Annotated in this window: 17 protein-coding genes and 1 pseudogene; 13 read left to right on the plus strand and 5 right to left on the minus strand. The window is 61.4% G+C overall.

Annotated elements, in window-relative coordinates; translation table 11 throughout:
• Positions 1-71 precede the first annotated feature (71 nt).
• The 6 genes and pseudogenes from FRZ40_RS26765 (at position 72) to FRZ40_RS26790 (ending at position 6,005) form a co-directional block, all read left to right on the plus strand.
• A complete protein-coding gene (locus FRZ40_RS26765; protein WP_147236136.1) occupies positions 72-1,211 on the plus strand; it encodes a YbdK family carboxylate-amine ligase in 1,140 nt (379 codons plus the stop codon).
• A gap of 418 nt (positions 1,212-1,629) precedes the next feature.
• Positions 1,630-2,055 carry a rhodanese-like domain-containing protein gene (locus FRZ40_RS26770; RefSeq protein WP_147236137.1) on the plus strand — a complete coding sequence of 142 codons (426 nt, stop codon included), beginning with the start codon at positions 1,630-1,632 and terminating at the stop codon, positions 2,053-2,055.
• A gap of 80 nt (positions 2,056-2,135) precedes the next feature.
• On the plus strand, positions 2,136-3,092 hold the full coding sequence (gene ftrA / locus FRZ40_RS26775; protein WP_147236138.1) for a transcriptional regulator FtrA: 957 nt from the start codon (positions 2,136-2,138) through the stop codon (positions 3,090-3,092).
• A 22-nt stretch (positions 3,093-3,114) separates the two neighbouring features.
• Positions 3,115-3,687, plus strand: coding sequence for a nitrogen fixation protein NifQ (locus tag FRZ40_RS26780; protein WP_147236139.1), 573 nt, complete (start codon positions 3,115-3,117; stop codon positions 3,685-3,687).
• A 220-nt stretch (positions 3,688-3,907) separates the two neighbouring features.
• Positions 3,908-4,978 carry an ABC transporter substrate-binding protein gene (locus FRZ40_RS26785; RefSeq protein WP_147236140.1) on the plus strand — a complete coding sequence of 357 codons (1,071 nt, stop codon included), beginning with the start codon at positions 3,908-3,910 and terminating at the stop codon, positions 4,976-4,978.
• Positions 4,979-5,079: 101 nt separating this feature from the next.
• Positions 5,080-6,005: pseudogene (locus tag FRZ40_RS26790) on the plus strand (recombination-associated protein RdgC).
• A 181-nt stretch (positions 6,006-6,186) separates the two neighbouring features.
• Here FRZ40_RS26790 and FRZ40_RS26795 read toward each other — a convergent pair.
• Positions 6,187-7,326: an IS481 family transposase gene (locus tag FRZ40_RS26795; protein ID WP_147236802.1), complete on the minus strand. Its 1,140-nt coding sequence runs from the start codon at positions 7,324-7,326 to the stop codon at positions 6,187-6,189.
• 655 nt (positions 7,327-7,981) lie between these two features.
• On the opposite strand from FRZ40_RS26795, the gene FRZ40_RS26800 reads away from it, so the two are divergent.
• Positions 7,982-8,935: an IS5 family transposase gene (locus tag FRZ40_RS26800; RefSeq protein ID WP_147233004.1), complete on the plus strand. Its 954-nt coding sequence runs from the start codon at positions 7,982-7,984 to the stop codon at positions 8,933-8,935.
• A gap of 334 nt (positions 8,936-9,269) precedes the next feature.
• Here the strand turns inward: FRZ40_RS26800 and FRZ40_RS26805 are convergent, their stop codons facing one another.
• The 4 genes from FRZ40_RS26805 to FRZ40_RS26820 all read right to left on the minus strand — a co-directional run bounded on the left by FRZ40_RS26805 (position 9,270) and on the right by FRZ40_RS26820 (position 13,542).
• Positions 9,270-10,487 carry an ROK family transcriptional regulator gene (locus FRZ40_RS26805; RefSeq protein ID WP_147236803.1) on the minus strand — a complete coding sequence of 406 codons (1,218 nt, stop codon included), beginning with the start codon at positions 10,485-10,487 and terminating at the stop codon, positions 9,270-9,272.
• Positions 10,488-10,517: 30 nt separating this feature from the next.
• A complete protein-coding gene (locus FRZ40_RS26810) occupies positions 10,518-11,330 on the minus strand; it encodes an ATP-binding cassette domain-containing protein (protein WP_147236141.1) in 813 nt (270 codons plus the stop codon).
• A gap of 23 nt (positions 11,331-11,353) precedes the next feature.
• A complete protein-coding gene (locus tag FRZ40_RS26815) occupies positions 11,354-12,343 on the minus strand; it encodes an ABC transporter permease (RefSeq protein WP_028366372.1) in 990 nt (329 codons plus the stop codon).
• A gap of 170 nt (positions 12,344-12,513) precedes the next feature.
• Entirely contained in the window at positions 12,514-13,542 is a 1,029-nt protein-coding gene (locus FRZ40_RS26820; RefSeq protein ID WP_147236142.1) for a sugar ABC transporter substrate-binding protein, read from the minus strand.
• Positions 13,543-14,026: 484 nt separating this feature from the next.
• Here FRZ40_RS26820 and FRZ40_RS26825 point away from each other — a divergent pair, with 484 nt between their 5' ends.
• From FRZ40_RS26825 to FRZ40_RS45790, 6 genes are all read left to right on the plus strand, one after another.
• Positions 14,027-14,929, plus strand: coding sequence for a YihY/virulence factor BrkB family protein (locus FRZ40_RS26825; protein ID WP_147236804.1), 903 nt, complete (start codon positions 14,027-14,029; stop codon positions 14,927-14,929).
• A gap of 244 nt (positions 14,930-15,173) precedes the next feature.
• Entirely contained in the window at positions 15,174-17,564 is a 2,391-nt protein-coding gene (locus FRZ40_RS26830; protein WP_147236143.1) for an ATP-binding protein, read from the plus strand.
• Between the two features lie 16 nt (positions 17,565-17,580).
• Positions 17,581-18,321 carry a methyl-accepting chemotaxis protein gene (locus FRZ40_RS26835; protein ID WP_147236144.1) on the plus strand — a complete coding sequence of 247 codons (741 nt, stop codon included), beginning with the start codon at positions 17,581-17,583 and terminating at the stop codon, positions 18,319-18,321.
• Complete coding sequence (locus FRZ40_RS26840; protein WP_147236145.1) at positions 18,318-18,857, plus strand: hypothetical protein; 540 nt, start codon at positions 18,318-18,320, stop codon at positions 18,855-18,857. The genes FRZ40_RS26835 and FRZ40_RS26840 overlap by 4 nt, the downstream gene beginning before the upstream one ends.
• An 82-nt stretch (positions 18,858-18,939) precedes the next feature.
• Positions 18,940-19,305 (plus strand): response regulator, encoded by a 366-nt coding sequence (locus FRZ40_RS26845; RefSeq protein WP_007731984.1) that lies wholly within the window; start codon positions 18,940-18,942, stop codon positions 19,303-19,305.
• Positions 19,306-19,770: 465 nt separating this feature from the next.
• On the plus strand, positions 19,771-20,346 hold the full coding sequence (locus FRZ40_RS45790; protein ID WP_028366365.1) for an H-NS family nucleoid-associated regulatory protein: 576 nt from the start codon (positions 19,771-19,773) through the stop codon (positions 20,344-20,346).
• Positions 20,347-20,591: the final 245 nt, after the last annotated feature.

Below are 20,591 nucleotides of genomic sequence, written 5' to 3' on the forward strand. Positions count from 1 at the left end.
GCTGTTTGTAATGTCCATCGGCAGGTTCTATAACAACTCTATTCCGACCGGTGCGGCAAACAGGACAAGGTATGCTCGATCCATTCGCTTCATCAGATGCGTTCACGATTGGCGTCGAACTCGAGATTCAGATCGTCAATACGCACGACTACAACCTGACGAAGGCGGCAACGGAATTGCTGAGTGGCGTGAAAGAGCACGACTTCGTCGGCGCGATCAAACCCGAGACGACCGAGGGCATGATCGAGTTAGCGACAGGGGTGTGCGGGGATTTCCAGCAGGCACGCGGTGAATTGCAGGTGCTTCGCGATACGCTGGTGGGCGCGGCCGATTTTCTGAATGTCGGCGTGTGTGGCGGCGGCACCAACTTCTTCCAGAACTGGTACGACCAGCGTTCCGATGGTCGTGAGCGCTCGGAATACCTGATGAAACTGTATGGCGCGATTTACCAGCAGTTCACGATATTTGGCCAGCACGTGCACGTGGGTTGCCCGGATCCGGATTCGGCGCTCGTGCTGTTGCATTCGCTTTCGCGCTACGTGCCGCATTTCATCGCACTGGCCGCTTCCTCACCCTATGTTCAGGCGAGCGATACGCAGTTTCAGTGCGCGCGGCTGAATTCGGTTGCTCCGTTTCCTTTATCCGGGCACGCGCCTTTCGTGACGAAGTGGTCGGAGCTGGAGCAGTACTTCGAGCGGATGAGTAACACAGGTCTCGTCAAAAGCCTGAAGGACTTCTACTGGGACATACGTCCGAGTCCGGGGTACGGCACGATCGAAGTACGCGTGATGGATACGCCGCTGCGCATCGAGTGGGCGGCTGCCATCGCGGCGTATATTCAATCGCTTTCGCGTTATCTGCTGATGGACAAACCGCTGCGCCTCAGTGAGCGGGATTACGAGGTCTATCGGACGAACCGCTTCATGGCCTGCCGGTTCGGGCTGGACGGAACCTGCGTGAATCCTGAAACGGGCGAGCGCGATACGATACGAAACCAGATTCTGGCCACGCTGAAGATGGTCGCCGATCATGCACGGTCTCTGGGCGCGGAGGAGGGCCTGGAGATGATCAGGAGCACTGTGACCGAAGGGTTGAGCGATGCCGCCTGGTTGCGTCGCATTTATAGCAGACATAACTCGTTGCATGAAGTTGGACGCCAGTTATGCCAGATCTGGCGTGGCGCGCAGAACCCGGATTTGAGGGTGACGTGAGCAGCTTTCGGGGTTCTTATTTTCGGCACTCAAACCGTTTCTATGCGCACACATAGCATGCGCAGCCCGAGCCCATGTTTAGAATTTTCAATCGTTTGTTCGGCTACAGTCGAGAAGAGCGCTCGCCAGCAGCGCCAGAGGCATCCGAAGCCGGGCTGCATCTCGACGCGGGATCTGACGAGTACATCGCGTTCGCAATAGGGCAGCACGACCTCGACGAGGCACGGAGACTTGCGACGGCGGCAGGCGCCGTCGTTCAGACCGATGACATGTTCGCGGCATCTGCACGCCGAGGATTGCCGGCCGACACATAAAGGTCGATGGCGTGATGTTACCGGGAGTCGTCGTTTGCGCCACTGTTGTCTGCCGCGATCGAACGGGATAATCACTTCCATCGCAATGTCCGGGGAGATCACAGATGTCAGTCGTCACCGCAGTCACCGCAGTCACCGCAGTCGCCGCAGCCGGGAGCGCCGCTGCTCTGGCGCATTTCACGGCGTCGTTAGCCTTCGAAACCGATTGTGCCGATGTTCACGCCGCCTATGCCCAAGGCCCCGACGCAATCGATTTCGTGTTGCTCGACGTACGCAGTCCGGCGATGTTCGCCGAAGGCCATGTGCCGGGTGCCATCAACCTGCCGCATGGGAAGATCGTCGCATCGAAACTGGCTGACTATCCGCCTGATACCCTGTTCGTGACGTATTGCGCGGGTCCGCATTGCAACGGCGCGACGCGTGGTGCGATTCGACTCGCGCAGCTTGGCCGCCCCGTGAAGGTCATGATCGGAGGCGTGACGGGATGGGTCGACGAAGGCTTCCCGCTCGCAACCTCCGAAAGCGTTTAATGCCCCGGCGCTGGGTAGAGCCGCCGGAGGCATCGGTATCGGGCCGTGGCGCAATCGCCCGTCTCCGGTAATATCGCGCCATGCAAGATCATCTCGTCGCGGCGCTCGTCTACGACCGCCTGTGCACCTTCGAATTCGGTTGCGTGACCGAACTGTTTGCGCTCGAACGCCCGGAACTCGGCGTCGAGTGGTATCGCTTTGCCGTGTGCGCCGTCGAGCCCGGTCCGATTCGCGCGGCAGGCGGCATCAGCGTGGCGGCGCCGTACACGCTCAGGATGCTCGACCGGGCGTCGACAATCGTCGTGCCCGGCTGGCGCGATCCCGACGAGTGTCCGCCCGAGCCGCTGCTGAAGAAGATCCGCGCGGCTGTCGAGCGCGGCGCGCGCGTCTGCTCGATCTGCTCGGGCGTGTTCGTGCTCGCGGCAGCAGGCGTGCTCGACGGCAAGACGGTCACGACGCACTGGCGTTACGCCGACAAGTTGCAGCAGCGCTATCCGCAACTGCGTGTGAAACCCGATGCGCTCTATGTCGATGAAGGGCAGGTGATCACGTCGGCGGGATCGGCGGCGGGGCTCGACATGCTGCTGCATCTCGTGCGGCGCGACTACGGCAGTGCGATTGCGAATCGCGTCGCGCAGCGGCTCGTCGTGCCGCCGCATCGCGAGGGCGGCCAGGCGCAGTTCGTGCCGCGTCCGATGCCGCAGGACGACAGCGGCCGGCTTGCGCGTCTGATGGACTACGTGCGCGCGAATCCCGCGCGCGAGCACACGCTGGCGTCGCTGGCCGGGCAGGCGGCGATGAGTCCGCGCACGCTGCAGCGGCAGTTCCGCGATGCGACGGGAATGGCGCCCTATGAATGGCTGATTCGCGAGCGCGTGGCGATTGCGCGGGATCTGCTCGAATCGCCCGCCGGCCTGCCGATGTCGCGCGTCGCGGAAATGGCGGGCTTCGGGTCCGAAGAGTCGTTGCGCCGGCACTTCAGGCGCATTGCGCTGACGAGTCCGGGCGCGTATCGGAAGAAGTTTGGTGCGGCTTAGCGACGCAAACGGAGGCTTTGTCATGACAACCGGTTCGAGCGACAAACGTGATGCGGAAGTCGTGCGCCTGCTCGATCAGGCGCTGCATCGCGACGCCGCCGATACCGTGATGTTCGCGCGCCTGATCGGCGCGAAGCTCGCGGGCGGTCAACTGCTGCATCTCGGCTTGACGCGCGGTGCGCTCGACGCGATGCTCTCACGTCAATTTCCGCACGCCGCGCTGCGGCACGCCGTGCCTGAACGTATCGCCGCGAGCGAGCATCAGGCGTTTGTCGATGCAATGCGCGCGACGCTGCTGCAACACGAGTCTTCGCTCGCAGCGGCGGACCTCGATGCGCAATGCCTCGCGACGATCCTTGCAACAGCATGCCTGCGTCCCGATCATTTGTGGCGCGATCTCGGCCTCGATGGACGCGACGACGTCACGGCGATCCTCACGCGCCACTATCCGCGGCTTGTCGCGCGCAACACGGACGGCATGCGCTGGAAGAAATTTCTCGCGCGCGAACTGGCGCTTGCCGAAGGCCGCGCGCCTGCCCCCGCGCCGGGCTGTCCGGGTTGCGAGGACTACGGCTTCTGCTATCCGCCGCGCTGAACCAGCCGAAGCGCGCAATCGCCTTCGCGCAAACCCCCACGGTAGAAACCCGATATTGAGCGGGACTCATACCCGGCATCAAAAACATCGCTTCATCGACGAAAAAAACGGACCGCACAATCGCGATGCCATGTCACGCATCCTGCGATGGCGTGGCGGGTCGCGCAAACCGCGTGACCGATCACAACAAGATTCGAGACCTTCGCACAGGAGACATTCGATGATGCGATCCATCAAGATGCGCGCGGCCGTGCTGGCCGCCGCTACGACTGCCGCGACCCTTTTCGCGGCGGGCAATGCGCATGCCGCCGACAGCACCGCCGCCAAACCCGGAAGCTGGTGCAGCGCGGGCAAGACCGTGCACTTCGCGGGCATTACGTGGGAGAGCGGCGCGTTCGCGACAGAAGTGCTGCGGCAGATTCTGGAGAAAGGCTACGGCTGCAAGACGGACGTCGTGCCGGGCAGCACGGCCGCGACGGAAACGGCGCTCGCGCACAACGACGTGCAGATCTGGGCCGAGCAATGGACGGGCCGCAGCGAGATCACCGCGAAGGCAGTCGAATCGGGCAGCGTGAAGCTGGTCGGCGATACGCTGCCGGGCGGTACGAAAGAGGGCTGGTTCGTGCCGGACTACGTGGTGAAGGGTGATCCCGCGCGCGGCATCAAGGCGTCGGCGCCGGGGCTGGCATCGGTGGCGGATCTGCCGAAGTACAAGAACGTCTTCAGCGACGACGAAGAGCCGAACAAGGGCCGCTTTCTTAACTGCCCGAGCGGCTGGGACTGCGAGCGCGTGAATACGCGGCTGCTGAAGGTGCTCAGGCTCGACGACTCGTACACGAACTTCCGTCCCGGCACGGGCGCGGCGCTCGATGCCGCGATCGCGTCGGCGTACACGCGCGGCGCGCCGATCCTGTTCTACTACTGGGGACCGGCGGCACTGATGGCGAAGTACAGGCTGACCGAGCTGAAGATGCCTGCGTATAACGAGGCATGCTGGCAGACGTTGCGTAACGAGAGCAGCACGCAGCAGTGCGCGTCGTCGTACAGGGTGTCGCACGTGACGGTCGGCACGTCGACGCCCTTCTACAACGCAGAGCCGCAACTGATGACGATGTTCTCGAAGGTCAGATTTCCGATGGACTTCCTGAACGCGACGATTCTCGATATGAGCGTCAAGAAACTGGACGCGCCGACGATGGCCGCGCAGTTCCTGCGCACGCACCCTGAGATGTGGAAGACGTGGGTGCCTGCGGATGTCGCGGCGAAGGTTCAAGCGGGGATTGCGAGCTGAGTTTGACTGGAGTGAGCGCGTCATGATGGCGGGGCAGTGGAAACGAAAATCCGCGGCTTCGCCGTCGTCATATAGAATGACGCGCTTTGCCCGTTCTCGCCATGTGGTTCAAGAATCTACAGCTTCACCGTCTTCCCGCTCCGTGGAAAGTGAGCGCCGAGCAAATGGAAAAGTGGCTCGCGCCGCACGCGTTCCAGCCTGCCAACAGCGTCGAGACGCAGCGGCAGGGCTGGACGTCGCCGCGCAATGACGGCTCGCTCGTCTATTCCATCAACAAGCAGATGCTGCTGACGTATCGCGCGGAGAAGAAGCTGCTGCCCGCGTCTGTCGTCACGCAGGTAACCAGGGCACGCGCGCAGGAACTCGAAGAGCAGCAGGGCTTCAAGCCTGGCCGCAAGCAGATGCGCGACCTGAAAGAGCAGGTCACCGATGAACTGCTGCCGCGCGCGTTCAGCATCCAGCGCGACACGCGCGTGTGGATCGATACCGTCAACGGCTGGCTGGTGATCGATGCTGCGTCGCAGGCGCTGGGCGACGACGTGCTTGGGTTGCTGGTCAAATCCGTCGACCGTCTGCCGATTTTTGGTTTGCGCGTCGCGCAGGCGCCTGTTGCCGCAATGACTAACTGGCTGCTTGCTGGCGAAGGCCCTGTCAATTTCACGCTGGATCAGGATACGGAGTTGCGCTCGCCGGCGGAAGGGAATGCGACCGTGCGGTACGTCGGGCATGCGCTCGAGGCCGACGATATGCGTCGGCATATCGAGGCGGGTAAGCAGTGCATGCGGCTTGCCATGACCTGGAACGATCGCGTTTCGTTCGTGCTGACGCCTTCGTTGACGATCAAGCGCGTCACTGCGCTCGATGTCATAAAAGAGGCGGGTGATCCCACCGCGCAGAATGATGATGAACAGTTTGATTCTGATTTCACTTTGATGACGGGGAACTCGTCAAGTTGCTCGATGGTGTTGTCGATGCGTTGGGCGGTGAACTGGATGATGGTGTTGCTTCTGTGAAGGCTGCTGCGTAGCCTTGCTTTTGCTTTTGCTTTTGCTTTTGTTTTTGCTTTTGTTTTTTGCTGGCATCCGCGAATTCGTATCTGTGCTTCTTGCGTCGCCCCTGTGCGGGGCGGCACCTACTTTTCTTTGCCGCTGTGTACAGACTGGAGACATGGTTGACACATGTACGGGGACATCGTTGACACCTGATGGTCAGGGTTTGGGTGCCTTCAGGTCAAGTCTTGCGACCCGCTGATGGGTGAACCACAGCTCGATCACCCCGTCTTCGTTCTCGCTCGGACGGGCTGCCACCTGCAGCCCCTTGAGCGCGATTGAGAGCTTCAGTCTTTGACCACGCAGGCGCACCACGCCGCTTGCATTGACCCGCAAGACTTCATCACGGGAGTCGTAGTCGGGCTCAGGCAGCCGGTCGGGCATCGTGCGCAGGCTGCACGCATAGCGTGTGATGGGCGTGGCCATCCCCAGTGCCTCGTGCGGACGTTCGACGTTGTACACATGCCGCCAGCGATCCAGTGCCTGCTGCATGTGCTCGTGCGTGCTGAAGGCCTGCCGGTCCAGCACTTCGGCCTTCAAGGTGCGGTGAAACCGTTCGTCCTTGCCATTGGTCTGCGGATGGTACGGCCGGCTGTAGCTCACCTGGATGCCCAGCCGGATCAGCCAGACCGCGAGCTCGGTGAGTTGCCCCGGCGCGCTGGGCGAGCCCCACGGCGCACCGTTGTCGGTATTGATGCGCGCAGGCAGCCCGTAGCAGCGGAACGCGCGCTCAAGCGCGGCCTGCACGACCTGCGTGGTGGTGCGCGAGCAGGCGCTCAGTACGATGTTATAGCGCGAGTGATCGTCGATGACCGTCAGCGGCATGCAGCGCCCGCACGTCAGAGTCTGGACGTCACCCTTGAAGTCCATCTGCCACAGCAGATTCGGATGCTCGTGCTCGAAGCGCTGCCAGTGCTGGCGCTGGCGCGACGCCTGCTCGTCGATGAGCCCGTGGCGCCGCAGGATCTCGGTGATCGTGGCGGGCGCGGGCACCTCTGTCTTGCCCAGATCCCTCAGGCGCCGTTCGATCTTGCGTCCGCCCCAGCCATGCACGCGGCGCAGTTCCAGCACCTGCGCTTCGATGTGTTCGGGTGAGCGCAGGGGGCTGTGGTGCGGGCGGCGGGAACGGTCGGCCAACCCGCCGGCGCCTTCGGTCCTGTGGCGACCGAGCCACTTGTAACCAGTCTGGCGGCTGATCCGGTAGCGCCGGCACAGTTCGCTGAATGAAAGAGCCTGTGTGGCGGCCAGGCTGACGAATTCTTCGCGGAGATTCATGGTGTTTTTTACTTCCCAGGGCATAGTCGGAATTCGAGCGTTTGATTGCCCGAAAGTGTCAACCATGTCCCTGTACACCTGTCAGCTATGTCTCCAGTCTGTACACAGCGGCAAAGAAAAGTAGGCAAAAGAAAGCCGCTCACACCGCCAATTCTTGTGTTTGCCTGCGGGCCCCCCACGGGTCCCGCACTCCACACGGCAACACGCTATTTCATGTGCGTTGCCAGCGCCTTTAACAGACGCATCACCCTCTCTAGTCACCCGTAGCGCAGCCAGCGGCAGCGCACCGTCTGCGCCGCCCAGGTGGCAAACGGTGTGTAGGCTGTCGCACCTTACGCGTTGGCGCTTCTACGACACCGATTCCGCTTTTCAGTCCGGAGTGGTGCACTTCCGTCGCGACGCCCTACACACCGTTTGCCACCTGGGCGGCCGTGAACTTCCTGGTGACGCAGTCCGTGACGCGGGAGCGTGAAGCGGGTGAGGCGTGAGTTAGCACGCTGGCAACGCGCGTGAGACAGTGCGATGCCGTCTGGAGTGCGGGACCCGTTGGGGTCCCGCAGGCAATGACTAGAGCTGGCGGTGTTAGCCCGCTTTCTTTGCTTAGGAATCTCTGCAAAAGTCCTGGCATTGACGTGAGCTTGGACTATCCTGGGATCAGGAGACTTCATGGAGTGGCGTGATGACACAACTTGGTCTTGGTCTGGATCTGTCGACGAAGCGCACCCGCAAGCGCGAGTTTCTCGATGAGATGACGCGCGTGGTGCCGTGGCAGAAGCTGATTGCGCTCATCGAACCGCACTATCCGAAAGGCAAGACTGGCCGCCCGCCTTTTCCGATCCAGACGATGCTTCGCATTCACTTCATGCAACAATGGTTCAGCCTCTCGGACCCGGCGATGGAGGAGGCGCTGCACGACATCCCGCTGTACCGGGAGTTCGCGCTGCTGGGCACGGGCATGACGCGGCTGCCTGACGAGAGCACGATCCTGCGATTCCGGCACCTGCTTGAGGCCCATGAGCTGTCGGCCAGAATGCTGGCGACGGTCAACGAGATCCTGCAGGCGAAGGGCCTGATGCTCAAGGCGGGCTCGGCGGTCGACGCAACGCTGATTTCGGCACCCAGTTCGACGAAGAAGGCTGGCACGCGAGACCCGGAGATGAGCCAGACGCAAAAGGGCGGCAGCTGGTACTTCGGTATGAAGGCGCACATCGGAGTCGATGTGGAGTCGGGGCTGGTGCATACCGTCAAGTGCACGCCGGCAAATGTTCACGACATCACGGTGGCGCATGAACTGTTGCACGGCGACGAGGAGGTTGCGTTTGCCGATGCGGGCTACGTGGGCATCGAGAAGCGAGGCGAAACGGGGGCGGTCCAGTGGCACGTGGCGATGAGGCCGAGCAAGCGAAGAAAGCTGGACAAAAGCAAGCGGCTCGACAGAATCTACGAGAAAGTCGAGCGGCTCAAGGCGGGCGTGCGGGCGAAGGTTGAGCACCCGTTTCGGGTGCTCAAATGTCAGTTCGGCTATCTGAAGGCGCGGTATCGAGGCATGGCGAAGAACACGGCGCAGATCGAAACGCAGTTCGCGCTGATCAATCTCTGGTTGGCTCGCGGGGTGCTCGGTAAAGCGAAATGAAGGGCGAAGACGCCCCCAAAGGCGCAGCGTCCATGCGCAAGATGCGACCGGCATCGGTTCAACACAGCGTGAATGGGGACGCGAATTCCACTCCGCGCGTGCCAGTTAGAGATCCCAGGCAGAAAACGGGTTGTTCAGACCTTCCCTTACTTTCTTTGCGGCGGCAAAGAAAGTAAGTGCCGCCCCGCACAGGGGCAACGCTTGCAGCACCGATACGAAATCGCGGATGCCATCAAAACCAAGAACCCAAAAACCAAAAAGCAAAAACCAAAAACGGCGACTGCGTCGCAGACAGAAAAAATCCAGAATGGCGACTGCGTCGCAGACAAAAACCTCAATACTCGACTGCAGGCTTCAAAAAAAGCTCATGCACAGGCGCAAAGTGCGCATACAACGGCAAAATAGCGCCACCCATAGCTCGAGCATCGGCGCCAATCGTCCCTTCCAGCAACTGCGGCCGCACAATCCCTTCCCATTCGAACTTATCAAGCACCCGCTCGGTGCGCCGAATAATCTCCCTCACAAGTTGACGATCAACTTCACCATCAATCACGACGGCCTCGAGATCCAGCAAAGCAGCCGCATTTGTCAATGCCCCGGCAATCGCGGGGCAAGCAGTATCGAGCCATTGCTCGGTAATCCGCCACAAATCAGCCGACAACGCCCGATGATCATGCGCGGCCGTAGCCGGCGCGCCCGCATCGACAAACAGCTTCTCCAGCACGAAGCCCGACGCCGCATGCAGCAACTGTTGCGCAGGCTGCCGCGCGTTGCCGCTCATGATGGGAATCGAGCCGACAGCACCGGCGTTGTCGTGCGGACCGCCGTGCAGCCGTCCGTCGATCACCAGCCCGCCGCCAATGAACGTGCCCACGAACAGATACAGAAAATTGTGGATGCCGCGCCCCTGGCCCATCACGAGTTCCGCTGCGCAGGCAGCCGTCGTGTCTTTGGCGAACTCGACAGGCAAGCCCGTCATCGACGCAATGCGCGCGCGAATGTCGATGTCGTTCCATGCATCGAGTGCTTCAGGCGGCGCTCCGAGAAAATCGCGCCAGCCGCCCAGCCACAGCGGCGCTGCGACGCCCACGCCGACCACCTTCTCGCGCCGCGCGCCAAGCGCATCGTTGATACGTGCAAGCTTGCTGTCGAGCGAAGAAAACAGCGTGCGCGGATCGGGATACGCATACTCCTGCACTTCGCGGCAGCACACGCGTCCAAGAAAATCCATGGCAAGCACATCGAGGCTGCGCCGCCCGACTTTCACGCCAATCGTATAGGCGCCTTCCGCACGCAGCGCGATGGGAACGGAAGGCTGCCCGATGCGTCCGCGTACGCGCGCCTGCTTTTCGAGCAGGCCATCGTCGATCAGCCGCTCGACGATCATCGACACCGTCTGCATCGACAGACGCGTGAGACGTCCCACGTCGGCCTTCGGCAAGGGTCCATGCAAACGGATCGCCTGCAGCACGATGCGTTCGTTGAACTGCCGCATGCCGACCTGGTTCGAGCCGACCGTGCGTTTGAGCGGTGAACGGGTTCCCGTATCCATCGACGTCTTCTGGCTAGTCGTGCTCATGCATCAGGCGATCGCCCGTACATCGGCCTGTTTCGCGCCCGTCATGATGGCGACGGCATCCGACATGTGAATGTCGTTCTTGTTCACGAGCGCCGCGCGCCGTCCAAGCCGCTGAATGTGGATACGGTCCGCGATCTCGAACACGTGCGGCATGTTGTGACTGATCAGGATCACGGGCAGGCCGCGGTCGCGCACGCGACGAATCAGTTCCAGCACCATGTTGCCTTCCTTCACGCCGAGCGCCGCCGTCGGTTCGTCGAGAATCACCACGTGCCGCGCGAATGCCGCACTGCGCGCTACCGCCACGCCCTGGCGCTGGCCGCCCGACAACGTTTCGACGGCCTGACGCATCGACCGGATGCCGATCTGCAAGTCCTTCATTGCATTGGTCGCTTCCTCGAGCATGCGGCGCTTGTCGATCATCTTGAAGATCTTGCCGCGCCAGCCCGGCTTCACGAGTTCGCGTGCCAGAAACAGGTTCTCCGCGATGCTCATGGCAGGCGCGACGGCGAGATCCTGATAAACGGTTTCGATGCCTTGCTGGCGCGCGTCGAGCGGGCTGCGGAACTTGACCTGTTTGCCGTCGAGCAGCAGTTCGCCTTCATCGGGCACGAGCGCGCCGGAAAGCGCCTTGATCAGCGACGACTTGCCCGCGCCGTTGTCGCCGATCACGGCCATGATTTCGCCCGGCATCACTTCGAAGTCGCAGCCGTCTAGCGCGGTGACCTGGCCGTAACGCTTGATGAGTCCACGCGCCTGCAGAACGGCCGTCTTGCCGTTGGCGCCGCCGTTGGCGGAAGAGGGGGATGTCGACATGACAGGCTCCTTCGAATATCTGTTCAACGTGCGCCACGGCGCGACAGCTTGTCGGCGGCGACTGCGAGAATCACAAGAACGCCGGTGATCAAAACCTGGTACACCGACGACACACCCATCAACGTCAGGCCATTACGAAACACGCCGACGATCAACGCGCCCAGAAGCGTGCCCGCAATCGAGCCGCGTCCGCCGAACAGACTCGTGCCGCCCAGCACGACTGCCGTGATGCTGTCGAGGTTCTCCGTCTGACCCGCTTGCGGATCGCCGACGCCCGTGCGAGACACCGACAGCAGCGCGGCAATGCCGTAGATCGCGCCCGACAGCGTGTACACGGTGATCAGAATGCGTTGTGCGGAAAGGCCCATCAGGCGTGCGGCTTCGGGGTTGTTGCCGAGCGCGTAGAGGTGGCGGCCGGGCACGGTGTCGCGCAGCACGAACCACGTGGCGAGATACATCAGCAGCGTAAGCACGGTGCCGTACGTCACGGTGGCCGGTCCGAGATTGAAGGTGTTGCCGAAGAACATGATCGCGTCGGGCAGATTCGATACGCTCTCCGCGTTCGAATAAATCTGCGTGACGGCGAATGCGATGTTCAAGGTGCCCAACGTGACGATGAAAGCGGGCAGCTTGATGCGCGTGATGAGCACGCCGTTGAGCAGGCCGAACAGCGTGCTCGCGCCGACGCCGCAAATGATCGCGAGCACGGGCGGCACGCCCATCACGACGGCGAACTTGGTCATCACGATCGAGCCGAGCGCCATCACCATCCCGCACGACAGATCGATGCCGCCCGTCAGCACGATCAGCGTCTGGCCGATCGCGATGACGGCGACCACCATCGTCTGCTGCAGGATGAGCGACAGATTCTGGAACGACAGAAAGCGGCTGCTCTGCGAAATGAAGAAGATGCACGCGAGTACGAGTGCGATCAACGGGCCCGCTTCGGCAAGCGTCGGCAAATGATCCGCGAACCGGCGGTGGCTTTGAGCGGGAACGGTGGGAGTCGACATGATGTGTTTCCTCGAAACATCGCGTGATAGGCGCGCGGCAGGTGCGAGACCGCCGCGCTCACGCTGGAGAACTGGCGGAGATGCGCGCCATGCGCATCTCCTTCACTGCATGCTTGCTACTGGTTGTTGCCTGGGTTGTTGCCTGATTACTGCGTGATGCGTTACCGCGCTTACTTGTTGCCCCAACAGTTGTCGAGGCCGAACTTCGTGTCCTTGCTGTCGACGCCGTTTTGCGGCTTGTCGGTGATCAGCGTGACGCCCGTGTCGTGATAGCCGGTGGCCTTCTTGCCCGTCTTCGCGTACTCGACGCCTGCTTCGACGCCAAGCGACGCCATCTTCAGCGGATACTGCTGCGACGTCGCGGCGATCGCGCCTGCCTTCACGTTGCGCACGCCTTCACAGCCGCCGTCGATCGACACGATCATCACGCTCTTGTCCTTGCCCGCGCTCTTCAAGGCGCGATACGCGCCCGCCGCTGCCGGTTCGTTGATGGTGTAGACGACGTTGATGTCGGGCGACTTCTGCAGGCAGTTTTCCATCGCCGTCTGGCCCTTCGACTGATCGCCCCGCGTGTCCTGGCTGCACACGATCGACGGGTCGCCTTCCTTCACGCCAAAGCCCTGCAGGAAGCCGTTATGACGCAGCACGCCGACGGAGACGCCGGGCGCGAGGTCGAGCGTCGCGATCTTCGCGGGCTTGCCGCCAAGTGCCGCCTTCGCGTACTGGCCGATCAGCACGCCTGCCTTGAAGTTGTCGGTGGCGAAGAGGGCGTCGGTTGCGTCCTGCGGTTCCGTCGGCGTGTCGAGCGCGATCACGAGTGCGCCTGCCGCGCGCGCTTTCTTGATGCTCGGCACGATCGCCCTGGTGTCGCTCGGCGTGATCAGGATCGCCTTCGCGCCTGCCGTGATCATGTTTTCGATCGCCGTGACCTGCGCCGCGTTGTCGCCGTCGAACTTGCCGGCCGCCGTCAGCAGCTTCGCGCCGTCTTTCTGTGCGGCGGCTTCCGCGCCTTGCTTCATCTTGACAAAGAACGGATTGGTGTCCGTCTTCGTGATCAGGCCGACGATGGGCTGATCGGCGGCGAGACTCGTGCCCGCGCACCACAGCGCGGACGCCGCGATACACGCAGCAGCGATGCCCTTCGCGACGGGCTGAATGTGAGACGTGCGACGCAGTGGCCTGCGGGAAATGGGGTTCATGGGACGCTCCTCCGGATGATTGACAACGACGTTGTGTTCAGCGGTCGATTCAGCGGCTTGCGCGTGCGCTGATCGCGCCTTCTTGCGCGTTCGCCGGACATCGGAATGCCGGTAACGCGGGCCTTACTAAATCAAGTTGTTTTAGTTAGTACAGCAGCGACGCGTCTGAAAATCAAGGTTGGGTTTTGATGCGGTGCGTGCAGTGCGGTGCCGTCCGGTCACGCTGAAATCCTTTCTGGATAAGGGTTTCGGGCCGTTTGGACAGCGTGCTGCGAGGCTGCGGGATTGGGGTAAATCAGGAGCGTGTTTGCCCGTCGACTAAGTTCTTTTGCTCTATAAATGAACAAATGATCGGCTATTTTGAATTTTTGCTTTCACTATTTGCCGTGCGACCGGGACCGCTGCTTGCTCCGTCGTTACCGAGGGTCCGAGCGCAACGACGCGAGCGGAGGTCGACGTGGAGAGCGTGAAAAGTGTGAAGCGCGTGAAGAAGGAACACAATCGCGCGCTGATTTTCGTCGCCACGCATCCCGCGCGATTCGCGTTGCAGGTGGTCAAGGCATTCCGCAAGAACCAGGGGTTGCTGCTCGCGGGCGCGATCGCTTATTACGCGCTGCTGTCGATCGTGCCGCTGCTGATTCTCGTCGCGATCGCGTTCAGCCATTTCGTTGGCGAGAAACTGTTGCTCGATACGCTTGCGCGTCTGCTCGAATGGCTCGTGCCGGGACAGTCGCGCGCAATCGTCAATGAATTGGCCAACTTTCTGGCGCATCGCTCGGTGATCGGCTGGTTTCTCGTCGTCACGATGATCTTTTTCAGTTCGCTCGCATTCACCGTACTCGAGAATGCACTGTCGATCATCTTCGTGCATCGCGTGGCGATCCGGCGCAGGCATTTTCTGCTGTCGGCGATCCTGCCTTATCTGTTCAGTCTGTCGCTCGGTATCGGCGTGCTGCTCGTCACGCTCGTGTCGAGCAGTCTTCAGGCGATCGCCAGCGACAGTGTCGTGCTGTTCGGTTACGCGATTCCGCTAACAGGTGCAACGCGCGTCGTGCTTTGTCTGTGCGGGCTTGCGGGAGAGATCTTCGTGCTCACTGCGATCTATCTGGTGATTCCCGCGGGCCGCACGACGTTGTGGCACGCGCTCTTCGGCGCGGTGGCAGCCGCCGTGCTTTGGGAAATCACGCGGCGCGTGCTGGTGTGGTACTTCGCGACGCTCTCGCAGGTGAGCGTGGTGTATGGATCGCTGACGACGGCGATCGTCGTGCTGTTCAGCCTCGAGGCGCTGGCGACGTTGATGCTGTTCGGCGCGCAACTGATCGCGGAATATGAGCGGCTCAATGCGGCGCCGAAAGAGCCTGCCGCGCAGCCTTTCGTCACGAGCTAGAGAATGAAATGAAAGAACAAGCCGGGCCGGATCGAAACGGGCGCGCGCCCGTTAACGGCAGCGAAAGCGCAAACTTTAGCGCCATTAGCAGGCATGTTCTATTGTGCGTTTCAATCGGCAGAAGAATGCGCGGCCGTCACAGCTTCGTCATGACCCGCCGACGATAATCCCGTCGCCCGCCAATTTGACAAATCAGAGCGGGCAGCACTGCCGCAGTGCAGTGACAGACCACGGGGAATACCACATGACCATCCGTCACCGCATCACTTTACTGGTGGTGTTGATGCTGGTCGCCTTGTCGGCGATCGGTGGATACGCTGTCTATCAGACTCGCGGCAGTGCCGCCGACGTCAGGCAGGTCACGCAAGGCGTCGTGCCGAGCGCGCTGGCGTCTGCCGATCTCGTCTCGCAGGTCAAGGACGTGCAGCTCGCGACCATGACGCTCGTCTACGCGCCCGACGCGAACATGGTCGAGCAGGCGCAGAAAGAACTCGCCACGAAAGAGAAGTCGCTGCGCGAAGCACTCAATGTGCAGGCCAAAGCCGCGGCGAGCCACGCGCAGGAAGGGCTCGTCACGCAGGCGCGCGACAGCCTCGCGAATTACTTCTCCGCGATCAACGACACCGCGAAGATGAAGGCCGAAGGCAAGAACGACCTTGCGCAGGCCTATCTGTTCGCGAACGTCGCGCAGTACCGCGACGAACTGGAAGGCATCGTCGAAACGCTGCGCATCGAAAAGAACCGCCAGAAAGACGAAGCAATCCACGCGCTCAATACGGGCCTCGCGACGACGACGACGGCCATCGGCAGCGCGTCAGGCGCAGCGATTCTGGTGCTGATCGCAATCGGCTTGCTGCTGTATCGCCAGATCACGCGTCCGCTTTCGCACATGCAGGTCATGATGAGCGAGATCGCATCCAGCCAGGATTTCACGCGCCGTGTGCCCGTGGGCCGCATGGATGAAATCGGCCATTCGATCGTCGCGTTCAACGGCATGATCGAGAAAATCCAGCAAAGCTCCGCGCAGCTCAAGCAGAAGACTGCCGACATTCAGGCGATGTTGCAGAACATGCAGCAGGGCATTCTGACGGTGGTCGAAGGCGCGGTGATCCACTCGGAGTACTCTGCGTATCTCGAAGCGATCTTCGAAACGAAGGACATTGCGAATCGCTCGCTGATGGATCTCGTGTTCGCCGACTGCGATCTGGGTTCGGATACGGTATCGCAAGTGGAAGCGGCCGTACTTGCGTGCATTGGCGAAGACAGCATCAACTTCGAATTCAACCAGCATCTGCTCGTCAACGAATTGACGCGCAAGATGCCCGATGGCCGCGACAAGACGCTCGACCTGAGCTGGTCCGCGATCACCGACGAAAGCGACACCGTGATGCGCCTGATGCTGTGCGTGCGCGACGTGACGGAGTTGCGCCAGCTTGCCGCCGAAGCGGGCGAGCAGAAGCGCCGCCTTGAAATGATCGGCGAGATTCTCGCGGTCAACGAAGAGAAGTTCCATCACTTCGTGGACAGTGCGACGGGCTTCATCAACGAGAACGAACGCATCATTCGCCAGCATACGCAGGCCGACGGGCCGGCCGTTGCCGAACTGTTCCGCAATATGCATACGATCAAGGGTAATGCGCGCACGTATAGCCTTCAACATCTGACCAGCATCGTTCATGAAACCGAGCAGCGTTACGACGCGCTGCGCCGCCCCGAGTCGGCGCACGAGTGGGATCAGGAGCAGTTGATGGCCGAACTGGAGCGCGTGAAAGAAGCGCTTCAGCATTACGCGACAATCAACGAAGTGAGCCTCGGCCGGCGCAAGGCCGGGCCTGTCGGCAGCGCGGAACGCTATCTGGTGGTGGACCGCGAGCACATTCAGGAAAGCCTGCGCCTGCTCGACGCAGCGAATCCCGCCGACATGCGCGACCTGCTGACGGCGCGCGATTCGGTGCGCAGAACCTTACGGCTGCTCGGCACGGAGAAGGTCGAAGACGCGCTCGCGGGCGTGCTGCAATCGTTGCCGTCGCTTGCCGCCGAACTCGGCAAGGCGGCGCCTGCCGTGCGCATCGACGACAACGGCTATCGCCTGCGCACGCAGGCGGGCGCCACGCTGAAGAATGTATTCATGCACCTGCTGCGCAATTCCGTCGATCACGGCATCGAATCGATCGAACAGCGCGCCGAACTCGGCAAGCCGGAAGCGGGCGTGATCGATATCGAAGTGGGCGTCGCGGAAGGCGCGTTGCAGATCACGCTGAGCGACGATGGACGCGGCCTCGCGCTGTCGCGCATTCGCGGGATCGCAGCCGATCGCGGCTGGCTGCAGCCCGATTCGCAAGTGAGCGACGAAGCCGTGGCGGAGTTGATTTTCCGTCCTGGCTTCTCGACGGCGCAAAACGTGACGGAAGTGTCGGGCCGCGGCGTCGGCATGGACGCAGTGCGCGATTTCATCAAACGGGAAGGCGGCCGCATCGAATTGCGCTTCACGGACGATCACGCGGGAGCGGACTTCCGCCAGTTCCAGACGATTGTCTATCTGCCGGAAAACTGCGCGGTCGACAGCGTCGGCACGTCGATGGAAGACGCCGCGATAACCGTGAGTTCGATTCAGGCGAACGCACATTTCGAATAGCACGACGGGGATAGTTGTGGTCGATCAGTATGTGATTGCGGCAGCAGTGGCGGGCAGCGCAGTGGGCGCGCTTGCGGCTGTGCTCGCGCATCGTTGGTGGTACGGGAAAAGGGCGGTTGCGTCGCAGACGACGGCGCTCGACTCGCAGAACAAGGCACTCGAGCTTGTCGAAGAACGTCACGCCGCCGAGATCCGGCAGCACGAGCAGCAGGCGCGCGAACTGCACGCGCTCGTCGAGACGTTGCGCGACGATGTGGCGGAGCAGTCCGTGTCGGCGGAAGACGCGCGCGCCGCATTGAACGCGCTGCAGGCGCAGAAGGACGAATGGCTGCAGCAGGCGACGCGTCTTTCAGCGGAAGCAGGGCGTCTGCGGCATCTGTCGGCCACGTTCGAGCGCTGGCACGAGCAGATGATCTCGCTGATGGCGCAGAACCACGACATGCATTCGAAGAACAATGAGTTGTCGTCGATCGTTCGCCATGTGCTGATCGTGTCGCTGAATGCGTCGATCGAAGCAGCGCGTGCGGGCGCGGCGGGGCGCGGATTCTCGATCGTCGCGAGCGAAGTGCGGACGCTCGCGGCGCGCTCGCAGGAATTGTCGAAGAGCTATCACGACAGCCTGAACCGCAACGACCTCATCACGACGGCGACGTTTCAGGACATTCAGGCGGGCGGCAAGATGATCGCTGCTTCGCTGGCAAGCGTGGAATCGCTTGCCGGTCAGATTCAATCCCGGTTAGAGCAGGCGACCACGTGATCAGTCAGCAAGCGAAAGACAGTATCGAGCGGATCTTTCTTCATTCGGCGCGCACGCGTTTGCCCGTCGATTCCGGCGACGCATGCGATCTCGCACCCGTCGATGCACAGCATGCGAATCAGGCGCTTGCGGCCCATGTCGTCGTTCTGACCATCTCGTCGATCTCATTCCGCCTTCTGCTCGTGCTGCATTTCGACGACGATCAGACCACGCGCGACTATTACTTGCGCGAGTCGGAAGACAGGTTGCTGGCGGAAGCCTTGATGGAAGTCGGCAATCTGTGCTGTGGCGCAATCAACCAGAAGATGGTCGAGTTCTTTCCGGACCTGGGCATGTCGACGCCTTATCCGTTGAGCGGCGCGTGCGTGCCTTATCTGACGGAGTTGAAGCCGGACTATCTGGCGGCCTTTCGCGTGAGCATCGGCGCAAACGTACAACTCGGCGCGACGCTGTGCGTGTGCGCGAGTTCGCCCGTCGATTTCGTCGCGCATATCGACGAGGCAGAAGAAAGCACGGGCGAACTCGAACTCTTTTAACGCTTTGGCGCTCTTCTGACGCAATGCGCAGAGAGCCTGTTTTCAATGAATGCGCCGCACGAAAGGCGCTACGGGGTGAGCAATGGCGAAGGTTCTGGTAGTAGATGATTCGAGCACGGTCCGCGATGAAGTCGCGGGCTTCTTAAGGAAGAACGGTCTCGACGTCGATACGGCCGTCGACGGCAAGGACGGTCTGGCGAAGCTAAAGGCGTCGCCGGGCATTCGTCTCGTGGTCAGCGACGTCAACATGCCGAACATGGACGGCTTGACGATGGCCGAGAAGATTCGCGGCGAACTGGCCAACGCGAGTGTCAACATCATCATGCTGACGACGGAAAGCAGTCCCGCGATGAAGGAACGGGGCAAGGCAGCAGGCGTGAAAGGCTGGATCGTGAAGCCGTTCAAAGGCGACGCCGTGCTCGAAACTTTCCGCAAGCTGGCCAGCTAAAGGTAGTGCACGGCAATGGCCGGGCTGTCGCGTCGGGGGCGCGGCAGCCCGGTTTGCTTTTGGAAGCTGTGCTTCACTGCGATGCTGCATGAATTGGCCGGACCTTTGCTCAAGCGCCGCCATTAGGATAAAAGAAGCGGTGGATATGAATTTTTATGTTTTGGCATCGTTTGGCCATCGACTCTCTGAAAAGCGCAGTCCAATACTCTATTCTTCCATTAGGCCGGTGCATTCTGACGCCGGAAGCGAAAAAAGTCTTATGGATAGCGTGAGTAGTTGGATATTCAACGCGGATGCAAGCCTTTTGACATTTACTGTGTTCCATATGAAAACCGGTATGGACGGCCGTGCCGCCGTCCCCTCAGGACAATGGAGAGAGCACGTCTTTTCATGTAATAGTTGAACTCTAGCCATATATGACCGGTCCATGGCATAGTGCCGGTATCTTCAATCAGGAGTTTCAATATGGCGACACTCGAAGCACTTCAGGCAAAGATAAAAAAGCTTCAGGCCGAGGCAGAAGCCATCCTGTCGAAAAAGTCGACGGCTGCGCTCGAAAGTATTCGCGCGCTGATGGCAAAGCACGATCTGACAACTGCCGATATCGACGCGCATCTCGGCCATAAAAAGCGTGGCCGTCCTTCGCTGAAATCGGCAGGCGTGCAGAAGAAAGGCGTCGCGAAATATCATGATCCGAAAACGGGTGCGACGTGGACAGGGCATGGCCGCGCGCCTGCCTGGATCGCGAGTGTGAAAGACCGTTCGAAGTACCTGGTTGCTGGCGCATCGGAAGCGGCTGCGACGCGCGTTGCCGTGAAGCACGGGACGGGCAATGGCCAGCCCAAGGGCCCGCAACCCGCGAAGTATCGTCATCCCGAAACGGGCGCAACGTGGAGCGGCCGTGGTCCGGCGCCCGCGTGGCTCGCAGGCGAGAAAGACCGCAATAAGTTTCTGATCGCCGGCGCGCATGCTGCGGGCATGAATGGCGTTGGGCGCAAGAAGACGGCAGCCGGCAAGGCAGGAAGAAAAGCACGCGCCTAAAGCGGGCAGTGACGACCCGGCACAATCAGCAAAGAGGCGGGAGTGCTTTCTCGCCTCTTTTATTTATGCTGTCCTTGGGTTTTTTGTCCTGCAGTGAGTGAGCGGCTATTGCCTGTGTTCCCTTGCGCCGCGGAAAAAACGCAGCCCGGCAATTGAGCGAATAAAGTGTCGTCCATGCGCTCGCCATCTGATTTGCGGCATCGCGCGCCGTCCTTGCCATCCGGCGCACGCTGCTTTTTATTCGC

This window comes from Paraburkholderia azotifigens (genome assembly GCF_007995085.1).
Lineage (GTDB): Bacteria > Pseudomonadota > Gammaproteobacteria > Burkholderiales > Burkholderiaceae > Paraburkholderia > Paraburkholderia azotifigens.